This window comes from Planococcus plakortidis (genome assembly GCF_001687605.2).
Classification (GTDB): Bacteria; Bacillota; Bacilli; order Bacillales_A; family Planococcaceae; genus Planococcus; species Planococcus plakortidis.
This window is the reverse complement of sequence record NZ_CP016539.2, coordinates 2,105,322-2,123,565: the sequence shown is the minus strand read 5'-3', so window position 1 is coordinate 2,123,565 and position 18,244 is coordinate 2,105,322. Positions and strand designations below refer to the sequence as shown.

Sequence of the window (18,244 nt, the reverse complement as noted above, 5' to 3'; positions counted from 1 at the left end):
TCTGTCGATTCGATTAAACTCTAAGTTAATTATCTTCTGGTGCCGCCTATAGGCAGAAAAATGTTTTTAAGCCTTCAGGAAAGGTATAATGGAGGTAGTAAAAAATCACGGCTTTTGAGGAACTTCCTCTTAATCCGATCCGAAAAGGAGAGGTGTAAAATGGAAATAGAACGCATTAACGACAACACAGTGAAATTTTACATTTCCTATCTCGATGTTGAAGAGCGAGGGTTCAGCCGTGACGAAATTTGGTTTAACAGAGACAAAAGCGAAGAGCTTTTCTGGGAAATGATGGATGAAGTCAATGAAGAAGCCGATTTCGTTATGGAAGGGCCGCTGTGGATCCAAGTACAAGCCATGGACAAAGGGCTAGAAGTCACTGTCACTCGTGCGCAATTGACGAAAGACGGGCAAAAACTTGATTTGCCGGATGATATAGAAGAACGCCGCAAAATGTTTTCAGGAGAAGAAACCGGATCGCCGGAATTTGATGAATTCGAACCTGTATATGATGAAGGCGATGCGAAGAAGCTCGAATACTCATTTGTGCTTTCCGAAGTGGAAGAGTTGCTTCCGATTGCAAAGCGTCTTATGTACATGCCAGTCGATACGGCCTTGTACCACTTTGACGGCAAGTATTATATGCATGTAAAGTTTGATGAGATCTTGCATTCAGAAAAAGACATTAAAGACCAATTGAGCGTCATCACGGAATACTTGCAACAAACGCCAATGACGATTCACCGTCTTGAAGAATACGGCAAACCAATCTTCAAGGAAGATGCATTGTCGAATGTATTGCATTATTTCGGCTAAAAAACCTCCTCTTTAGGAGGTTTTTTTATGCCGTTTTCCGAAAGAATAAGCTAGGGAATATGTTCAAAAGCCGCCAGCATTTCGATATTGCGGCCTATGGGCCTTCCACGTAAACTGAATCAAAGGAGAGTGATTCATATACTTACGGCACTTGATAACGGCCATATCTTTACGCTGCAAACTTACCACACCAGGGAGCAGCTGATTGAATTGCGAAGGGGCCGTACATTTCAATGTCCTGCTTGCAAAGCCCCGGTCGTCTTGAAAGTCGGCATGGTAAAAATCCCCCATTTTGCCCATCTTAAGCAATTGTCCTGCACGCAAGGCGGTGAACCGGAAACGCTCCTTCACCTGTTGGGCAAATGTGAGCTGTCCTCTTTTTTCCATGACAAGCACATTCCGGTCCAACTCGAACATTATTTGCCGCTGATCAAACAGCGGCCCGACCTGTTGGTTGGAAAAACGGCAATTGAACTTCAGTGCAGCCCATTGCCTGTAGAGCAGGTCATCAAGCGCAGCCAGGGGTATGAACAGGTGGGGCTCCATTCCATCTGGATCCGGGGAATGGAAAGAGTCCCTGTTTCAGGCCCAGGCATTTTTCAAATACGCCCATTCGAGCGCTCGATGTTCCGCGGTACAAATCTCCATCCCCATCTCCTGCATTTCAGCCCCAAACACTCCCTCTTCGTCTATTACTCCAATCTTTTTTATATTCAAGGGAACCGTTGGATTGCGAAAGTATCGCTCTTGCCAATGCGTGAACAAAGCTACCCTTTTGCAATGCCCAAAAAATTGAATCAAGCTGAATACAAACAGGCAGCAGCCCTCATGAGAATTGAAAAGCATAAGTATATCCGTTCCCAGTTATTCGCGAGGAACCGGATGAAAAACCCATTCTGGCGCTTGAGTTATGAGCTTCAGCTCGACAGGGAGGCCATACCGGACGTTTTCGGCTTGCCGATTGCAGGCGGGCACCTTATTTTGGAACCTCCCCTTATATGGCAGATGAAAACCGCGAAAATGATTGAATGCGGGAAGCCGGTGGAAACTTTGTTGGCTGATAGCTTAGTCAAGGTTGCGCCTTCTGGATCAGAAAATGAATCGCTATTACAGGTGCTTTCGGCATATGAAACCCTCTATAGAAATGGCCGTGCCACGCCTTTTTCAGAAGCAGTGGATATTTCCTATCATCTGCTTGCAAAAGGGTGGGAAAATTGAGAAAATAAGGTGTAATTCGTTTCCCGAAACAAGGGGAAAGAGGAGGCAGCCAAATGACGGAAAAATTAATGACCAGAGATCAAGTGCCTGCAGAATTGACATGGCGCTTGGAGGATATCTTTGCTACCGATTCACAGTGGGAAGAGGAATTCAAAGCCGTCTCGGCGCTGGCTGAGAAAGCTGGGCAATACGAAGGTACCTTATCAGGCGGGGCATCTGCTTTATACGAGGCGCTGAGCTATAAAGATGAGTTATCGGAACGCTTGCGCAAACTATACACATATGCCCATATGCGTTATGACCAGGATACGACGAACTCGACTTATCAGGCGATGGATAGCCGCATCAAATCGCTTTTTGCCAAAACGGCAGCAGGCTTGTCCTATATGACGCCTGAAATCCTGTCGTTGGACGAATCGGAGCTGAACCGCCATGTCGAAGAACATGATGGCCTGAAGCTTTATAAGCACGCGCTCGAAGAATTGAACAAGATGCGCCCACATGTATTGAATGCGGAACAGGAAGCGCTGCTTGCGCAATTATCCGAAGTCGTCGGTGCATCTTCCGAAACGTTCGGCATGCTCAACAATGCTGACTTGGAGTTTCCGGAAATCGAGAATGAAGACGGCGAAAAAGTGCAGATCACGCACGGCAACTACATCCGCTTCATGGAAAGCAAGGACCGCCGCGTACGCGAAGACGCATTCAAAGCCGTCTATGCGACATACGGGAAATTCCGCAATACATTTGCTTCCACTTTATCGGGAAATGTGAAACGCGATAATGTCCATGCGAGAATCCGCAATTATTCATCGGCGCGTGAAGCGGCATTATCGGATGACCACATCCCGGAAACGGTGTACGACCAATTAGTCGAAACCGTCAACAACAACCTGCATTTACTGCAGCGTTATGTAGCGCTGCGCAAAGAAGTGTTGGGAGTCGACCAAGTCCATATGTATGATATGTACACACCGCTCGTCAAGGAAGTCAAAATGGAGATCCCATACGACAAGGCGACAGGCATGATGCTCGAAGGATTGCATGCACTCGGTGAGGAATACGTAGGAATCGTCAAATCCGGCATCGATAACCGCTGGGTCGACGTGAAAGAAAACAAAGGCAAACGCAGTGGCGCTTATTCTTCCGGCGCATATGGCACAAACCCATATATCTTGATGAACTGGCAAGACAATGTAGACAATCTATTCACTTTGGCACATGAATTCGGCCATAGCGTCCACAGCTATTACACCCGTGAAAGCCAGCCATTCGTCTACGGCGATTATTCCATTTTCGTGGCCGAAGTCGCATCGACGACGAATGAAGCATTGCTGAACGAACACCTGGTCAACACGACAGAAGATGAGCAGGAGCGTATCTACCTGCTTAACCATTGGCTGGATGGCTTCCGCGGAACGGTATTCCGCCAGACGATGTTTGCTGAATTCGAGCACACGATCCACCAGATGGACCAAAACGGCGAAGCCTTGACGGCTGACCGCTTGACGGAAGTATATTATGAATTGAACAAGAAATACTTCGGTGAAGATATGGCCGTGGATGAGGAAATCGGCCTTGAATGGGCGCGCATCCCGCATTTCTACTATAACTACTACGTATTCCAGTATGCGACAGGGTTCAGCGCCGCTACGGCATTGAGCAAAAAGATCCTGGAAGAAGGCGAGCCAGCTGTGGAGCGTTATATCAACGAATTCCTGAAGGCCGGCAGTTCCGATTACCCGATCGAGGTATTGAAGAAAGCGGGCGTCGATATGACTTCATCTGGGCCGGTAGAAGAGGCATGCAAAGTATTTGGTCAAAAACTCGAAGAACTCGAAGCTTTATTGCTGAAGAAGTAAATCATCATGCAAACAGGCCCCTGCTTGAAATGGCAGGGGCTTATTGATTTTCATCCAGTCAGTGGGACGGGCTTGCCGATTCGCTAAGCTCACGATCGAGCAGGACCACGCACGTTATTATTGCAAAATGAAAAAATGGGGGGAGAAAGCCAAAAGGGAAGACTTTGTTAGATGAAATTAATTATTTAAGGATAATTAATTTACGGAGAGAATAAATGTAAGCGCTTGAGATTATGACGAATTTGTGAAATGGTTTGTGATTTATTGCATTAACTATTATGGCGTGATATTATTAGGTTGTGAAATTAATCACATACAAACATACACCCCTTTGTTTGAGCGTGAACATTTCTCCCATCCCCTTTGTGTAAGATAAGAAAGGCGCCTTCCGGACGTGGAAGGCGCCTTTCGCTTCTATATAGTAGTTGAAGAAAAAACAAGCTAAGCTCCTTTTGGGAGCTTAGCTTATTTTACTTTCCACAAAGTTTCGTCCTGCATTGGGATGCGCTCCAATTTCTGCTGAAGCACTTGCTTTTTCAGTTCACGTTCTGCGGTTTGTTCGCTGATATTATAGATGCTCGCCACTTCGTGGGTAGCCATCGTTGGGTATTTGATAAACAGGTCATCGAGAGAAGGCGGGGATTGCCGGTTGAGCCGGTCTTTTCCCAGCATTTCCTGTAGGATGGTCAAATAGACGTCATATGAATAAAGGCCTGAAACTTTGACGCCTTCGTCTTCGATGCATTCATTGAAAAAGACGATGCTTGGCACTTCGGAAATTTCCATTTCCCTTGTGATGCGCAGATCGCATTGAAATGCTTTGGCGCTATGGGTCGAGTGGAAATCATCTTTAAATTCGGCTTGGTCCAATTCCGCTTCTTCCGCTATTTCAAGCAGTACATCGTAGGATGTGACATTACGTGATTGCAGGAAGAGATGCTCTTGCAGTTTGTACAGGAATCGGTTGCCTGCCCGTTTTCCCTGGAGTTCTGCCGCCTTGATGGCAACGGAGGGAAGTGCGGGATGTTCAAGCTCGTTGCCTGTCATATCGGTACTCTTTATGGCCGTATTCAGGGCGGATAATTTTGTGCTTAGGATCATCCGCATGGAAAAGTAATGCCCATACTCGATTTGCAATTTGCGGATGATGGATTGAAGTTCCCAGCATGCGGGGTTCATCGGATCCATGAACACGTACAATTCCATCGGTTTACAGGAAACTTGGTGTTCACGGATATCCTCTGCCAGATCCAGGTTGCTCACTCCAACTCCTCCTCACTGTCGTAATCGTTCACCATATGGTGTGCGGTCAAAACGAGGCGGTTGAAAAACGTCTCGCGGAATTGGCCGCTGAGCCCGATTTCATCCATCGCTTCATTCATGCACTCAAGCCAGGCTTGCGCGCGGTCTGGCGTAATCGGGAATGGATGGTGGCGTGCTTTAAGGCGCGGGTGCCCGTGTTCAGCTGAGTAAATATTCGGGCCGCCTAAGTATTGCGTCAAGAACTGTTTTTGTTTTCTTGCAGTTTCGGTCAAATCGTCAGGGAAAATGGGTGCAAGTTTCGGATGTGCTGAGACGCGTGCATAGAAAGCGTCCACCAATTTTGATAAAGTTTCCGCGCCGATTTCATCGTACGGGATAAGCGGTTTTCCAGTCATCTGTCTTGTCCCCTTTGTGTTTGCTGTAAACCCATTCTATCAACGCCTGGTAAATATCTCAAACAAATCGCATGTCTCCCGATCTGCAGGCACCCTTCAGCGCTTGCCAACCGTTTTCATGAAACGCGCGATTTTCTTATCCGCCGGACGTATGGGAATTTGTTTCTCTTTAAGGAAAGCGATGAATTTTCGCTTGCCATCGGCTTCATCCGTCACTTCGTATTCCAGTTCGTAATCCTCAGTCCCTAAGTATTCCGAATGGTCCAGCACGAGGAGCCCGCCTTCGTATTCGCTCTCTGCACGGTGTGTCGTCAATGAACCGATAAGTACCAAATCGGATGGGGAGACCCCGAGCCGTTCGAGTTCAGCGGAAACTTCCGGTGCATCGAACCCGTCGAGGCCCAGCATGGCAGTAGCTTGGTGTTGGCCCAAGGCATCCGTCGTTTCGTAGTTCCCCGAAACGGCCGGTGTTTTAAGGGTGCATTCGAAGCGGCTGCCGACAGTGCGCAAGCGCAGGGCCGCCTTCCGGTCGCGCAGCTGGAAATCGGCCGTGTCGAAATAATGGTTGGTCTGGCTGGTCGGGGTGATGTTTAGCTCCGCCAGTAATTTGCTATATTCGTCTTTGGTCAGCATGTTCTTGAATTCGATCTCGAGTTCTTTTGTCATCTGTTCACCTCATTGATTCCGCTTTGTGGCATCTACGCCTTTCTCCATTGGAAGCGGGTTTTCATAAGCGGTGCGAACTAACTGGCGTCAGGCGGAAATATGGCTTTCGCACCGGTTGCCCCAGCTTCCCCGGCTTCCCCGCTAATTTCATTATCGGATAGATGGATGCAATCTGCAACGCAGAGCATTGCTGTGGTAAAATAACGTTATGTAGAAACAGCCCTGTGCTGGGCTTAATGGATAGTAAAATGGGCAAGCAGTGAGGAGGGCCGGACATGGGGCAATGGAATCGTTTTTTAGCGCCGTACAAGCAGGCGGTGGACGAGATGAAAGTGAAATTCAAAGGCATGCGCAAGCAATTCGAAACGAATAACACGAATTCACCGATTGAGTTCGTTACTGGGCGCGTGAAACCGTTGGCGAGCATTTATGACAAGACTTTGGAAAAAGGGCTATTGTTTGAACCATCGGAAGAGTTGGCCCGCAATTTGCAGGACATTGCCGGTTTGCGGATGATGTGCCAATTTGTCGGGGATATCGAAACCGTGGTGGAGCTTTTGCGCCAGCGCAACGATTTGCGCATCGTCGAGGAAAAGGATTATATTTCCCACGAAAAGCAAAGCGGCTATCGTTCGTATCACGTCATCGTGGAGTACCCGGTACAGACCATTGACGGTGAGCAGCTGATCCTTGCGGAAATCCAGATCCGTACCTTAGCGATGAATTTCTGGGCTTCGATCGAACATTCCCTGAATTATAAATATAAAGGCGTGTTTCCTGACGAAATCAAGCTCCGTCTGCAACGTGCAGCGGAGGCGGCATTCCAGCTCGATGAAGAGATGACGCAGATCAGGGATGAAATCCAGGAAGCGCAAGCATATTTCAGTGAATACAAAGAATCCCCAGGCACGCGATTTCCAGGGGACGCAGAAGGAGGCCGAAAGGATACATGAAATTTTATATCATATCCAGAAGTGATGATCTATCCAATCGATTAATGGAAGAAGCTCGCACGTATTTAGAGGATTTCGGCATGGAATGGAGCGAGGAGGACCCGCAGATCGTTCTGTCGATCGGCGGCGACGGCACCTTATTGCATGCATTCCATAAATACAGTGACCGATTGGATGCCGTGGCATTCGTCGGCATCCACACCGGCCATCTCGGTTTTTACGCCGACTGGAAACCGGTCGAAATCGAAAAGCTCGTGATCGCCATCGCGAAGAAAGAATTTGAAGTCATTGAATACCCATTACTGGAAGTGACTGTGCGTTACCGGAGCGAGCAGGAATCATCCACTTATTTGGCGTTGAATGAATCGACTGTCAAATCGCCGGACGTCACGCTCGTCATGGATGTTTTCTTGAATGACAGCCATTTTGAACGGTTCCGGGGAGACGGCTTGTGCATGTCCACGCCTTCAGGAAGTACAGCCTATAATAAGGCGCTCGGCGGGGCGATCATCCATCCGTCCTTGCCGGCGATGCAACTGACCGAGATGGCGTCGATCAATAACCGGGTCTTCCGGACAGTCGGTTCGCCTTTGGTATTGCCATCGCATCACCGCTGTACATTGCTGCCGGTAAAGGCACCGGATTTCATGGTGACAATCGACCATCTTCAATTGCTGCATAAAGACGTCGAGTCGATCGAATACCGCGTGGCGAAAGAAAAAGTGCGCTTCGCACGTTTCCGTGCCTTCCCGTTCTGGCGCCGTGTGCACGATTCCTTCATCGACAGCGAATTGTCGGAGGATTGACGGAATGAAAGCATTTCAAATCGAATTTACAGCACCAAAGCGCGGACTATTGCGGGAAGCGCTCCAAAACCATGGCATCTCCAAAAGGACATTGGCTTCCGTGAAATACGGCGGAGGCCATCTGCTGGTTAACGGTTCGGAAGTGACGGTCAGGCATCCGCTCGAAGTCGGGGATGCCGTGACCGTTATTTTTCCGAAAGAAACACAAGGCAAAGGCTTGACGGCAGAGGCAGGGCCGCTCGCCATCGTCTACGAAGATGAAGCTTTATTGATCGTCGAGAAACCCCCAGGGCAAAACACGATCCCATCGCGCGAACAGCCTTTCGGCAGCCTGGCGAATTACGTGGCCGGCCATTTCGAGAGAGAAGGCATTCCGTCCACATTGCATATTGCGACACGCCTGGATAAAGATACGTCGGGGCTCGTATGCATCGCAAAGAACCGCCATATACATCACCTGCTTTCCTTACAGCAGCGGGAAAAACGGATGAATCGGCGCTATGAAGCCTTTGTCCACGGCAAAGTGGGCGAAGGGGTCTCTGTCATCACCGCTCCTATCGGCCGCAAAGGCACAAGCATCATCGAACGGGAAGTAAGGAAAGATGGAAAGTTTGCCGAGACCGAGATGGAATTGATCCGGTCAGCTGGAGAGTTCAGCCATGTCCGGCTGAAATTGAACACCGGCAGGACCCATCAGATCCGGGTCCATATGGCCCATCTCGGACACCCCTTACTCGGGGATGACCTTTACGGAGGCCGTCGCGAGCTGATCGCCAGGCAAGCACTGCATTGTACGGAACTTCAGCTCGACCATCCGGTCTCCGGGAAGCGGCTGGCATTTACATCCGTCCTGGCTGGCGATATGCTTGACTTGATCTATTCATAACGATGGAAGCGGCCCGGCTGATAGGGCTGTTTTGAGGGTACCTGATGAATGTCCATTTCCGGAAACCGCAAGGCGGTAAGGGCGCCGCCGAACACACAGCCGGTATCGATGTTGACGGTATTGTTTTTGAAATAAGGTGTTTCGACAGGGGTATGGCCATAAACGATCCAGTGATCACCTTTATAGCGCTTCGCCCAGTTGCCGCGCACTGGCCGGCCATCGGCATGATAGTGGCCGGTGATTTCGCCGTATAAAGCGAAAGTGATCAGTTTGCGGCTTAATGCTTTTCCGATCATATCTTGGCGCAGGCCGGCATGGACGACGATCAACTCATCCCCCAGCTGATGGTAGAGGGGAAGAGCCTCATAAAACCGCAGATAGCGCTCGCGGAATTGGTTCTGTTCATCTCGTGCCAGTCTGCGCCAATCGGTGACGGTCATTTCCAGCCCGTGCAATAGCTCCACGGGATTGCCTTTGAAGAAACGGTAGAGTTTATTGCAATGATTGCCGGGGGAATAGTAGAGGATGCCCGCGTCCTGCATGGCGAATAATAGCCGAAGCACCGCAAGGGAGTCGGGACCGCGGTCCATGGCATCCCCCACAAATGCGAGATTCCGGCCTTCGGGATGCATGGGGAGGCCATTTTCGAAGCGGTAGCCAAGTTGTTCAATCAATTCGACCAGCTCATCAAAACAGCCGTGGATGTCACCAATAACATCATATTTCATAATCTTCAGCTCCTAAATGGGGACATTGGTTTCAGTGTAACGCATATCGGGGAAAAAGCTGAAACAATTGAAAGGAGGGAGTATACATGATGGAAGAAACGAAGATCCGTGATGAAGAATTGAACGAAGAATTGATGCACGAATTATTGGGAAAAGGGGATGTTGAAGCATTCCGTGAAGAATTCTTGTCCCACCATCCATACGACCAGGCAAGCTTTTACGAAAAAGCGGACGGGGAAACGAGGCAATTGCTCTATCAGTATCTCTCTCCGAAAGAAATGGCGGATATCTTTGAAGCCATTGAAGTGGACGATGACGAATACGAAAATCTGTTCAAGGAAATGGATACGCGCTATGCCTCCGACATCCTGTCCTATATGTATACAGATGATGCAGTCGATGTCCTTAATGAACTGAACAAAGACCAAGTCGCCAGTTATTTGACGATCATGGACAAGGAATCCGCACAGCAGATCAAGGACCTCTTGCATTACGAGGAGTATACGGCAGGTTCGATCATGACAACGGAGTTTGTCGCAATCCCGAAAAACTCGACGGTGCGTTCCGCCATGAACATCCTGCGCAATGCCGCACCGAACGCCGAAACGATCTATTACGTGTTTGTCATCGATGAGGACCGTAAATTGTCAGGCATCGTGACCTTGCGTGATTTAATTGTTGCCGATGAAGATACCTTGATCGAAGCGATCATGAACGACCGCGTCGTAAGCGTCCAAGTAAGCGAAGACCAGGAGGAAGTCGCGCGCATGATCAAGGATTATGACTTTCTCGCGCTTCCAGTCGTCGATTTCCAGGACCATCTGCTCGGGATCATCACAGTTGATGACATCATCGACGTGCTCGATGAAGAGGCGTCCGATGATTACTCCAAATTGGCCGCGGTCTCCGATATGGATACCTTTGACCGCGGACCGCTGACCGCAGCGAAAAAACGTTTGCCGTGGCTTATCCTGCTGACATTCCTCGGCATGCTGACAGCGAATTTGATGGGCATGTTCGAAGCGACGCTCGACCAAGTGGCGCTGCTTGCCGTATTTATCCCGTTGATAGCCGGAATGGCTGGGAATAGCGGCACACAGGCGCTTGCTGTTGCAGTGCGCGGTATTGCAACAGGCGACATCGAGGAAGAGAGCAAGCTGAAGTTATTGTTCCGCGAAGCGGGGACTGGCTTGATCACGGGCGTCATTTGCGGCATCGTGGTCGTAGGCCTCGTTTACTTTTGGAAATCTGAACTGCTGATCGGAATGCTGGTCGGCACGGCGGTGGCCAGTTCGATTTTTGTCGCGACCTTAGCCGGCTCGTTTATCCCGTTGTTGATCCACAGGATGAAAATCGACCCTGCGGTTGCGTCTGGGCCGTTCATTACAACGTTGAACGATATCATTTCCATCCTCATTTATTTGGGCTTGGCGACGACGTTCCTGACGAATTTATGAGCAGATAGTGATGGGATGAAGCAAGATCCGAGAAAGTGCGATTGCACTTTCTTTTTTTATGGGGTAATATTAGTACCAGGTAATAATATTAGGAGGTATATATATGTCGATTTCATTGAAAGATAAAACATACGTCATCATGGGTGTCGCCAATAAGCGCAGCATCGCTTGGGGGATTGCCCGTTCATTGGATGCAGCAGGAGCGAACTTGATCTTTACATATGCAGGGGAGCGCTTTGAAAAATCGGTGCGCGATTTGGTCGCGACACTTGATGGCAAGCACGAGCAGATTTTGCCATGTGATGTGACCAGTGACGAGGACGTAGAGAAATGCTTCAACACGATCAAGGAAAGCGCCGGGAAAATCGACGGGCTTGCGCATTGCATCGCATTCGCGAAAACGGAAGAATTGTCAGGTGACTTTTCCGATACTTCACGCGACGGCTTTTTGCTCGCGCATAACATCAGCTCGTACTCATTGACGATCGTTTCGAAATACGCGAAACCGTTGATGACAGAAGGCGGGAGCATCGTTGCCTTGACATATATCGGCGGAGAACGCGTCATGCCGAACTACAATGTCATGGGCGTTGCCAAGGCATCACTTGAAATGTCCGTCCGTTATTTGGCTGCGGATCTTGGCAAGCACGATATCCGCGTCAATGCCATTTCATCTGGCCCGATCCGTACGCTTTCTTCCAAAGGCGTCAGCGATTTCAACTCGATTTTGCGTGAAATCGAAGAAAAAGCACCGCTGCGCCGCAACACGACACCGGAAGAAGTCGGCGACACGGCAGTCTTCCTGTTCAGCAATATGTCCCGCGGCATCACCGGCGAAGTCCTTCATGTCGACAGCGGTTATCATGTCTTATAATATCCACGAAAAAACCCTTCCGGAAAATCCGGAAGGGTTTTTATTATAGCGTTTTCTCCATTTGGCGATGCGGGATGCCGGCATCCATGAACTCTGGAGAGACCACATCATAGCCAAGCCGTTCGTAAAACCGGATGGCATGGCTTTGGGAGTTGAGCTGCAGTCGGAAATAGCCGATTGAGCGGGCATATTCCTCCAGCTGTTCCATCATCTCCGCCCCAAAATGATGTCCGCGGTATTCAGGCAACACGCAGACGCGCTCGACTTTGCCGACGCCCTGTTCGTATTCCCGGATCCGGGCCGCGGCGATCGGCTGTTCCAGTTCATAGCCGATAAAATGGGTGGCGCTGTCATCATGCTCATCCATCTCGACATGAAGGGCAACGCCTTGTTCGTCCACGAATACCTTGCGGCGGATTTCAAAAGCCTGTTCTTTTTCAAGTTCGGTTTCAACGATTTTGACTCTCTGCAATTAAGCTTCATCTCCTGACAAGCGGAATGTGTCGTACACTGTCCACGACCCATCTTCCAATTGGTAGAGGAGGTGGATGCGGTCAATCGTCTCTTCGTGGTCGATGCCGGCCATCTTCAATTGGCCGTAAACATCGGCATGTTCCGAATCCGACAATTTCTGTGCGATCGTGATATGCGGTACAAAAGGATGGTCCGGCATGCCGCCAAGAAAATCGGAGTGGAGGTCTTCGTGAAGATCCATCAGCTCTTTGGACGGCTCGATCTTGAAGTACAAGGCGTTCGTCACCGGTGTGAACGTGCTGACGCGTGTTGCGTGGATACGGAAAGGCTTTTGGCGCTTGGCGATATTGCCGAGTTCCTCAGCCATCGCTTTCACTTCCGAATCATCCGCTTCGAAAGGCCCTTTCAATGTAATATGTGGTGTGATCAATTCATAATGCGGATCATAGCGCTTCCGATAGGAATTCGCCAAGTCTTGTAGTTTTTTTGATGGAAATGCTGCAATGCCATATTTCATAATCAATAGACCTCCTCGTCAAATAAATGCTGTTCTCTTCAATTGTATCAAATTGACCGTTTTGTTTCCTCAAGGCCTACATACCGAAATTCATCAGCAATGCCCGTTTCAAATCAGGCTGCCAATATTTCCATGTGTGGTCTCCTTTGAATTCTTCATAAAACAGCGAAAACCCTTTATTTTTCATCAACTCGTTCAATTCGCGGTTCGGCGTAAGGAAGTCGGCCGTTTCACCGTTGGTCAATTTCACTTCCGTTTCTTCCGAGCCGATGACGTGGTAGACCGTGAACGAATTGTTCATCGAAAATTTCTCTACAGCCTCCATCATTTCCGGCCCGACTTTCGGTGATTGAAGGATGACACGCCCGAAAATATTCGGGTATTTCAGTGCAGCCATCAAAGACACCGTCGCAGCGAGTGAATCGCCGACCAATGTGCGGCCCATGCCGACTTGGTAAGTGGGATACTTCTCGTCGAGGTAAGGGACCAGTTCGTGGGCCAAAAAGCGTAAATACGCCCCGTGCTGTTCGCCGGCAGGTTCATATTTGCGGTTGCGGTCTTCTACACTTTTATAGGGGATACCGACGAAAATGATGTTCTCGATTTCCTCGTTGGCCAGCAATTCATCGACGACGCGGGGCGCGCGCCCTAGCTGGAAATAATCCTTGCCGTCCGAGGCGATGACCAGGCTGTATTTGTAGAGAGGGGAATAATTTGCGGGCAGATGGATGAGCACCTGCATGTCCTCTCCCAAGGCATCGCTGTAAAGCGTGAAATCCTCTACGCTTCCATTGTTCATGATGTTGCCTCCTTCTAATTCTATTGTACAAAAATTGTAACATATTCCCCCCGCAAGGTATAATGGACAGGAAGGTAAATCCAAATAGAGAGAGGGGATCACACCATGGACGGAGGACATTTCCGTGTACATTCAGAAGAAGTGAATAAAGCGACGCATGAAGCATTGGCAAGAAGAGGAGTCACAAAAGAAGACATCGCAAAAATCGTATTGGATATGCAATTGCCGTTTAATGAAGGATTGACCTTGGCCCATTGCATCGAGTCGGTCGAGAGCGTCTTGCGTAAACGGGAAATGCAGCATGCCTTATTGGTCGGCATCGAGCTCGACGAACTGGCAGAGCAAGGGAAGCTGTCGCAGCCGCTTCAGCAGATCGTCGGTTCGGATGAAGGCTTGTTCGGCGTCGATGAAATGATCGGGCTCGGTGCCGTGCTCACATACGGCAGCATCGCTGTAACGACGTTCGGCCATTTGGATAAAAACAAGACCGGCATCATCCATAATCTGGACACCAAATACGGGGAGCATGTCCATACTTTCCTCGATGACCTCGTTTCGAGTATCGCCGCCTGTGCTTCGGCACGTATCGCCCATCGCACACGCGATTTGGAAGAGGAAGGCAGAAGCTTTGAAGACTTGGCACCGGAAGAGACAACGCCCGAAACTCACTTGCCTGGAGCGGAATACGATTGATGGATTTAATTTCCATATATTTGGTTTGTAAACGATTCCATTTTTAAAATTAAATTGACAGCTGGACAGAAAGTCATGGTATTATGAAGGTTGAAAGAAACTATAGAAAAAGGGAGGCCGATTTATGTTAAACAAAAAATTTGGATTCTACGCGACTGTCGCTTTGGCCGGATCCGTATTCCTGGCAGGCTGTGGAGATGATGCAGCTAACGAAGGAGAAGGTGGCGGCGGAGCATCCGAACCGGAATTCCTCAGTATTTTGACTGGCGGAACCACGGGAACGTATTACCCGCTTGGCGGGGCGATGGCTACGATCATCGAGAATGAGACCGGCATCGATACGACTGCCGAAGTATCCCAGGCATCTGCAGCCAATATGACATCACTTGCTGATGGCACTGGCGAAATCGCTTTTGTTCAGACAGACACGGCTTTCTATGCTTCTGAAGGCTCGAATATGTTCGAAGGGGAAGTCATCGACAGCGTATCTGCAATCGGTGCCCTTTACCCGGAAACGATCCAGATCGTAACGACTGAAGGATCCGGCATCACTGCGTTTGAAGACTTGGCAGGTAAATCGGTATCAGTCGGGGCACCTGGTTCAGGTACGTATATCAACGCGGAGCAATTGCTTGAGATCCATGGCATGACGATGGATGACATCGACGCGCAGAACTTGGACTTCGGCGAATCTCAGGAAAGCCTGCAATCCGGCCAAATCGACGCAGCATTCATCACAGCAGGAACGCCGACTGGCGCAGTTGAAAGCTTGAGTGCGACTGCCGATGTTAATATCGTTCCTGTCGCAGCCGAAAAAGCAGCAGAATTGATCGAGAAGTACCCGTACTATGCAGAGGATGCAGTTCCTTCCGGCACTTATGGGTTGACTGAAGAAGTTCCGACGGTGTCCGTTCTTGCCATGCTTGTCGTGCAAAACGATATCTCTGAAGACACAGTCTATGACATCACAAAAGCCATTTACGAAAACACGGATCAAATCCAACATGCCAAAGCTGAATTCATCAAAGCGGAAACAGCTCTTGACGGTATCGGAATCGATATCCATCCTGGCGCACAGCGTTACTTCGATGAAGTAAACCAATAAGAACGGATCAGAATAACTGACGATAAAGCGCAAGCTTTATCGTCGTTATTTATTTTTTGTGGCTAGGGGGATCCAACTTGCGGAATAAAAGAATTCTCAAAACCCTTCTTATATTCACCATCCTCATTCTTATCTGCTCCGCACTTTTCTTCATCCCATACAAGAAACACTTCGTCTTCATCGAATCGGAAACAGGCGAGATCGCAGCGCGCGTTCCTGTTATTGAAAACCGCTTCAAGATCCGCTATACGCATTCGATCCATCTATCGGATGTCATCGAAACTTACCGCCTCGATGAGGGGGGGCAATTGGTGATGACGGAACTTCAGTACGAAGATTTCAATATCGGCATGCCGTCGAATGCAGGAGAAGGGGAGCGCTTTGTCGAAAAAGACGGGAAATACTTTATTGAGGATATGAAGCGGAAGCTGCCCGAATTCCGATTGCTAGTCGGGGACGTGGACGCGGAACTCGCTTTCCTATTCGCAGGGAAAGAACTCGATTTGAAGAAGAGTTTGGAAAGAGGCAAGATTTATACATTCCGTGCCCAGCGCCTATCCATTTATCAGCAATTAGAAGGAGTGAACATCTATGAGTGATAAACTATCGCCAGAAGAAAGAAAAGAGAAAAAGCTTCCGCCTGAAGACGAAAGCTACATCTCGGAGGAGAAACAAAAAGAGATTCTCCAGAAATACGATCCGGAATCGAATACACGCGATTTGTCAGGCATGATCAAACATGTGGTGTTTTACGGGCTTTTAGCATTTTCGTTGTTTCAATTATACACAGCCATTTTCGGCCAATACACAGCGTACATCCAGCGTTCAGTCCACTTAGGGTTTGCGCTGTCGCTCATTTTTATCTTGTTCCCGATGCGCCGCCGGAAAGGTGCGCGCCATAAAGTGGCCTGGTATGATTACATACTTGCCTTATTGTCTATCGGTATCGGTGCGTATTGGCCGATCATGTACGATGATTTGGTATTCCGTATCGGCCGCGTGACCGAACTGGATTTGATTGTAGGGATCCTAGCCGTCATCTTGACGCTTGAAGCAACGCGCCGGGCTGTTGGGTTGCCGATTACCATCATCGGATTGCTGTTTTTATCATACGGATTTTTCGGGCCGTATTTTCCTGGGTTCATGCGCCACCGAGGCCAAGACCTGGAATCCTTGATCCAATTGATGTTCTACACGACAGACGGCATCCTCGGGACACCGATCGGGGTTTCTGCCACCTTCATCTTTACGTTCCTATTATTCGGTTCATTCCTGGTGAAGACCGGAGTCGGCCAGTATTTCAATGATCTCGCCGTATCGCTTGCCGGAAACTTAACAGGAGGGCCGGCAAAAGTAGCCATCTTCTCCAGTGCCCTGCAAGGGACCATCTCAGGGAGCTCGGTTGCCAACGTAGTTACATCCGGGTCTTATACGATCCCGATGATGAAAAAGCTTGGATATAAGAAGGAATTCGCCGGCGGCGTCGAGGCAGCAGCTTCGACAGGCGGCCAGTTGATGCCACCGATCATGGGGGCGGCAGCGTTCCTGATGGTCGAGTTCATCGGCGGCGTCACTTATTGGGAAATCGCCAAAGCGGCAGCCATCCCGGCGCTCCTATACTTTACGGGTGTGTGGATCATGACCCATTTCGAGGCAAAACGAATTGGATTGAAAGGCCTATCGGCGGATGAAATGCCGGACCGCAAAGAAGTATTGAAGAAAATCTATCTATTGACGCCGATCCTCGCGATCATCCTGTTTTTGCTGGTCGGGATCCCGACAATGCAAGCGGCCTTATATGGCATATTGCTGACGATCTTCGTCAGTGCTTTCAATAAAGAAACACGCCTTGGCTTTAAAGACATCATCCACGCCCTGGTGGACGGCGCGAGAACTGCGCTTGCGGTCGCCGCTGCGACAGCGACGGCAGGGATCATTGTCGGGGTTGTCGTGAAGACCGGCCTTGGGTTGTCCCTGGCAAATGGTCTTGTATCGGCATCCGGCGGGAACGTCCTGTTGACCTTATTTTTCACGATGCTTGCAGCGATCGTGCTTGGCATGGGCTCGCCGACAACGGCAAACTATGTCATCACCTCAACCATTGCTGCCCCAGCCATCATTACCTTGTTGATGGTCGATGAACCTGCTGGCGCGGCTGTACCGATCGTGGTCGCATTATCTGCCCATTTGTTCGTCTTCTACTTCGGGATAATCGCAGATATCACTCCGCCAGTCGCCCTCGCTGCATTTGCAGCTTCCGGGATTTCCGGCGGGGAGCCGATACGGACAGGTTTCAATGCGGCGAAGCTTGCCATTGCGGCATTCATCATTCCGTATATGTTCGTCTTGTCTCCAGAACTCTTGATGATCGATACGACCTGGACACAATTGATATGGGTATTGATCACCGCCATCACCGGGATGATCGCCATCGGTGCCGGATTGATCGGCTATTGGTACCGCAAACTCAACTGGCTGGAGCGGATCATCACATTCGCTACAGGGATTGCCTTGATCTATCCGGAAGGTTTCACGGATCTTATCGGAGCGGCTGTCTTTATCGTCTTGTTCGTGATCCAATGGATGTCGAAAGATAAAAAGACGAAAAGACCTCAAACAGCTTAATAAAAAAAAGATGGAAGCCCGCGGGCTTCCATCTTTTTTTGGTTGCCCCAACGAGAAAACACCAACCGTACAAACGGTTGGTGTTTTCTGGAGCAGCGCAAGGCGTG

19 protein-coding genes are annotated in these 18,244 nt (G+C 49.4%); 12 read left to right on the top strand and 7 right to left on the bottom strand.

Features of this window, described 5'->3' with window-relative positions:
- Nucleotides 1–159: 159 nt before the first annotated feature.
- From mecA to pepF, 3 genes are all read left to right on the top strand, one after another.
- A complete protein-coding gene (gene mecA / locus BBI15_RS10765) occupies nucleotides 160–816 on the top strand; it encodes an adaptor protein MecA (RefSeq protein WP_068869564.1) in 657 nt (218 codons plus the stop codon).
- A gap of 96 nt (nucleotides 817–912) precedes the next feature.
- Nucleotides 913–2,034 (top strand): competence protein CoiA, encoded by a 1,122-nt coding sequence (locus tag BBI15_RS10760; protein WP_084632831.1) that lies wholly within the window; start codon nucleotides 913–915, stop codon nucleotides 2,032–2,034.
- Between the two features lie 53 nt (nucleotides 2,035–2,087).
- Nucleotides 2,088–3,896 (top strand): oligoendopeptidase F, encoded by a 1,809-nt coding sequence (pepF, locus tag BBI15_RS10755; protein WP_068869562.1) that lies wholly within the window; start codon nucleotides 2,088–2,090, stop codon nucleotides 3,894–3,896.
- 465 nt (nucleotides 3,897–4,361) lie between these two features.
- Here the strand turns inward: pepF and BBI15_RS10750 are convergent, their stop codons facing one another.
- The 3 genes from BBI15_RS10750 to BBI15_RS10740 all read right to left on the bottom strand — a co-directional run bounded on the left by BBI15_RS10750 (nucleotide 4,362) and on the right by BBI15_RS10740 (nucleotide 6,220).
- Nucleotides 4,362–5,159 carry a ClpXP adapter SpxH family protein gene (locus tag BBI15_RS10750; protein ID WP_068869561.1) on the bottom strand — a complete coding sequence of 266 codons (798 nt, stop codon included), beginning with the start codon at nucleotides 5,157–5,159 and terminating at the stop codon, nucleotides 4,362–4,364.
- Complete coding sequence (locus BBI15_RS10745) at nucleotides 5,156–5,554, bottom strand: globin domain-containing protein (protein ID WP_068869560.1); 399 nt, start codon at nucleotides 5,552–5,554, stop codon at nucleotides 5,156–5,158. The genes BBI15_RS10750 and BBI15_RS10745 overlap by 4 nt, the downstream gene beginning before the upstream one ends.
- A gap of 96 nt (nucleotides 5,555–5,650) precedes the next feature.
- Nucleotides 5,651–6,220 (bottom strand): CYTH domain-containing protein, encoded by a 570-nt coding sequence (locus BBI15_RS10740; protein WP_068869559.1) that lies wholly within the window; start codon nucleotides 6,218–6,220, stop codon nucleotides 5,651–5,653.
- Nucleotides 6,221–6,495: 275 nt separating this feature from the next.
- Between BBI15_RS10740 and yjbM the strand changes: the two genes are divergently transcribed.
- From yjbM to BBI15_RS10725, 3 genes are read left to right on the top strand one after another with little or no spacing between them, the layout of a single operon-like run.
- Nucleotides 6,496–7,173: a GTP diphosphokinase gene (yjbM, locus tag BBI15_RS10735; protein WP_068869558.1), complete on the top strand. Its 678-nt coding sequence runs from the start codon at nucleotides 6,496–6,498 to the stop codon at nucleotides 7,171–7,173.
- Complete coding sequence (locus tag BBI15_RS10730) at nucleotides 7,170–7,979, top strand: NAD kinase (protein WP_068869557.1); 810 nt, start codon at nucleotides 7,170–7,172, stop codon at nucleotides 7,977–7,979. The genes yjbM and BBI15_RS10730 overlap by 4 nt, the downstream gene beginning before the upstream one ends.
- 4 nt (nucleotides 7,980–7,983) lie before the next feature.
- Entirely contained in the window at nucleotides 7,984–8,865 is an 882-nt protein-coding gene (locus BBI15_RS10725; RefSeq protein ID WP_068869556.1) for an RluA family pseudouridine synthase, read from the top strand.
- On the opposite strand, the gene prpE is transcribed toward BBI15_RS10725, so the two are convergent.
- Nucleotides 8,856–9,593, bottom strand: a complete 738-nt coding sequence (gene prpE, locus BBI15_RS10720; RefSeq protein ID WP_068869555.1) for a bis(5'-nucleosyl)-tetraphosphatase PrpE — start codon at nucleotides 9,591–9,593, stop codon at nucleotides 8,856–8,858. The genes BBI15_RS10725 and prpE overlap by 10 nt on opposite strands.
- Before the next feature lie 86 nt (nucleotides 9,594–9,679).
- On the opposite strand from prpE, the gene mgtE reads away from it, so the two are divergent.
- Together mgtE and fabI are read left to right on the top strand one after the other, a co-directional pair.
- Nucleotides 9,680–11,050: a magnesium transporter gene (gene mgtE / locus BBI15_RS10715; RefSeq protein ID WP_068869554.1), complete on the top strand. Its 1,371-nt coding sequence runs from the start codon at nucleotides 9,680–9,682 to the stop codon at nucleotides 11,048–11,050.
- 103 nt (nucleotides 11,051–11,153) lie between these two features.
- Nucleotides 11,154–11,924, top strand: a complete 771-nt coding sequence (gene fabI, locus BBI15_RS10710; protein WP_068869553.1) for an enoyl-ACP reductase FabI — start codon at nucleotides 11,154–11,156, stop codon at nucleotides 11,922–11,924.
- 43 nt (nucleotides 11,925–11,967) lie between these two features.
- Here the strand turns inward: fabI and BBI15_RS10705 are convergent, their stop codons facing one another.
- The 3 genes from BBI15_RS10705 to BBI15_RS10695 all read right to left on the bottom strand — a co-directional run bounded on the left by BBI15_RS10705 (nucleotide 11,968) and on the right by BBI15_RS10695 (nucleotide 13,714).
- The gene (locus BBI15_RS10705) at nucleotides 11,968–12,396 is read right to left on the bottom strand and encodes a GNAT family N-acetyltransferase (RefSeq protein WP_068869552.1); all 429 of its coding nucleotides are present in this window, start codon (nucleotides 12,394–12,396) and stop codon (nucleotides 11,968–11,970) included.
- A complete protein-coding gene (locus tag BBI15_RS10700) occupies nucleotides 12,397–12,915 on the bottom strand; it encodes a YjcG family protein (protein ID WP_068869551.1) in 519 nt (172 codons plus the stop codon).
- Nucleotides 12,916–12,991: 76 nt separating this feature from the next.
- Entirely contained in the window at nucleotides 12,992–13,714 is a 723-nt protein-coding gene (locus BBI15_RS10695) for an alpha/beta hydrolase (RefSeq protein ID WP_068869550.1), read from the bottom strand.
- 105 nt (nucleotides 13,715–13,819) lie between these two features.
- Between BBI15_RS10695 and BBI15_RS10690 the strand changes: the two genes are divergently transcribed.
- The 4 genes from BBI15_RS10690 (at nucleotide 13,820) to BBI15_RS10675 (ending at nucleotide 18,137) form a co-directional block, all read left to right on the top strand.
- On the top strand, nucleotides 13,820–14,407 hold the full coding sequence (locus BBI15_RS10690) for a phosphatidylglycerophosphatase A family protein (RefSeq protein WP_068869549.1): 588 nt from the start codon (nucleotides 13,820–13,822) through the stop codon (nucleotides 14,405–14,407).
- A 124-nt stretch (nucleotides 14,408–14,531) separates the two neighbouring features.
- Nucleotides 14,532–15,512, top strand: coding sequence for a TAXI family TRAP transporter solute-binding subunit (locus BBI15_RS10685; protein WP_068869548.1), 981 nt, complete (start codon nucleotides 14,532–14,534; stop codon nucleotides 15,510–15,512).
- A 77-nt stretch (nucleotides 15,513–15,589) separates the two neighbouring features.
- Nucleotides 15,590–16,111, top strand: coding sequence for a DUF1850 domain-containing protein (locus tag BBI15_RS10680; RefSeq protein ID WP_068869547.1), 522 nt, complete (start codon nucleotides 15,590–15,592; stop codon nucleotides 16,109–16,111).
- The gene (locus BBI15_RS10675; protein WP_068869546.1) at nucleotides 16,104–18,137 is read left to right on the top strand and encodes a TRAP transporter permease; all 2,034 of its coding nucleotides are present in this window, start codon (nucleotides 16,104–16,106) and stop codon (nucleotides 18,135–18,137) included. Before BBI15_RS10680 ends, BBI15_RS10675 begins: the two co-directional genes overlap by 8 nt.
- Nucleotides 18,138–18,244: the final 107 nt, after the last annotated feature.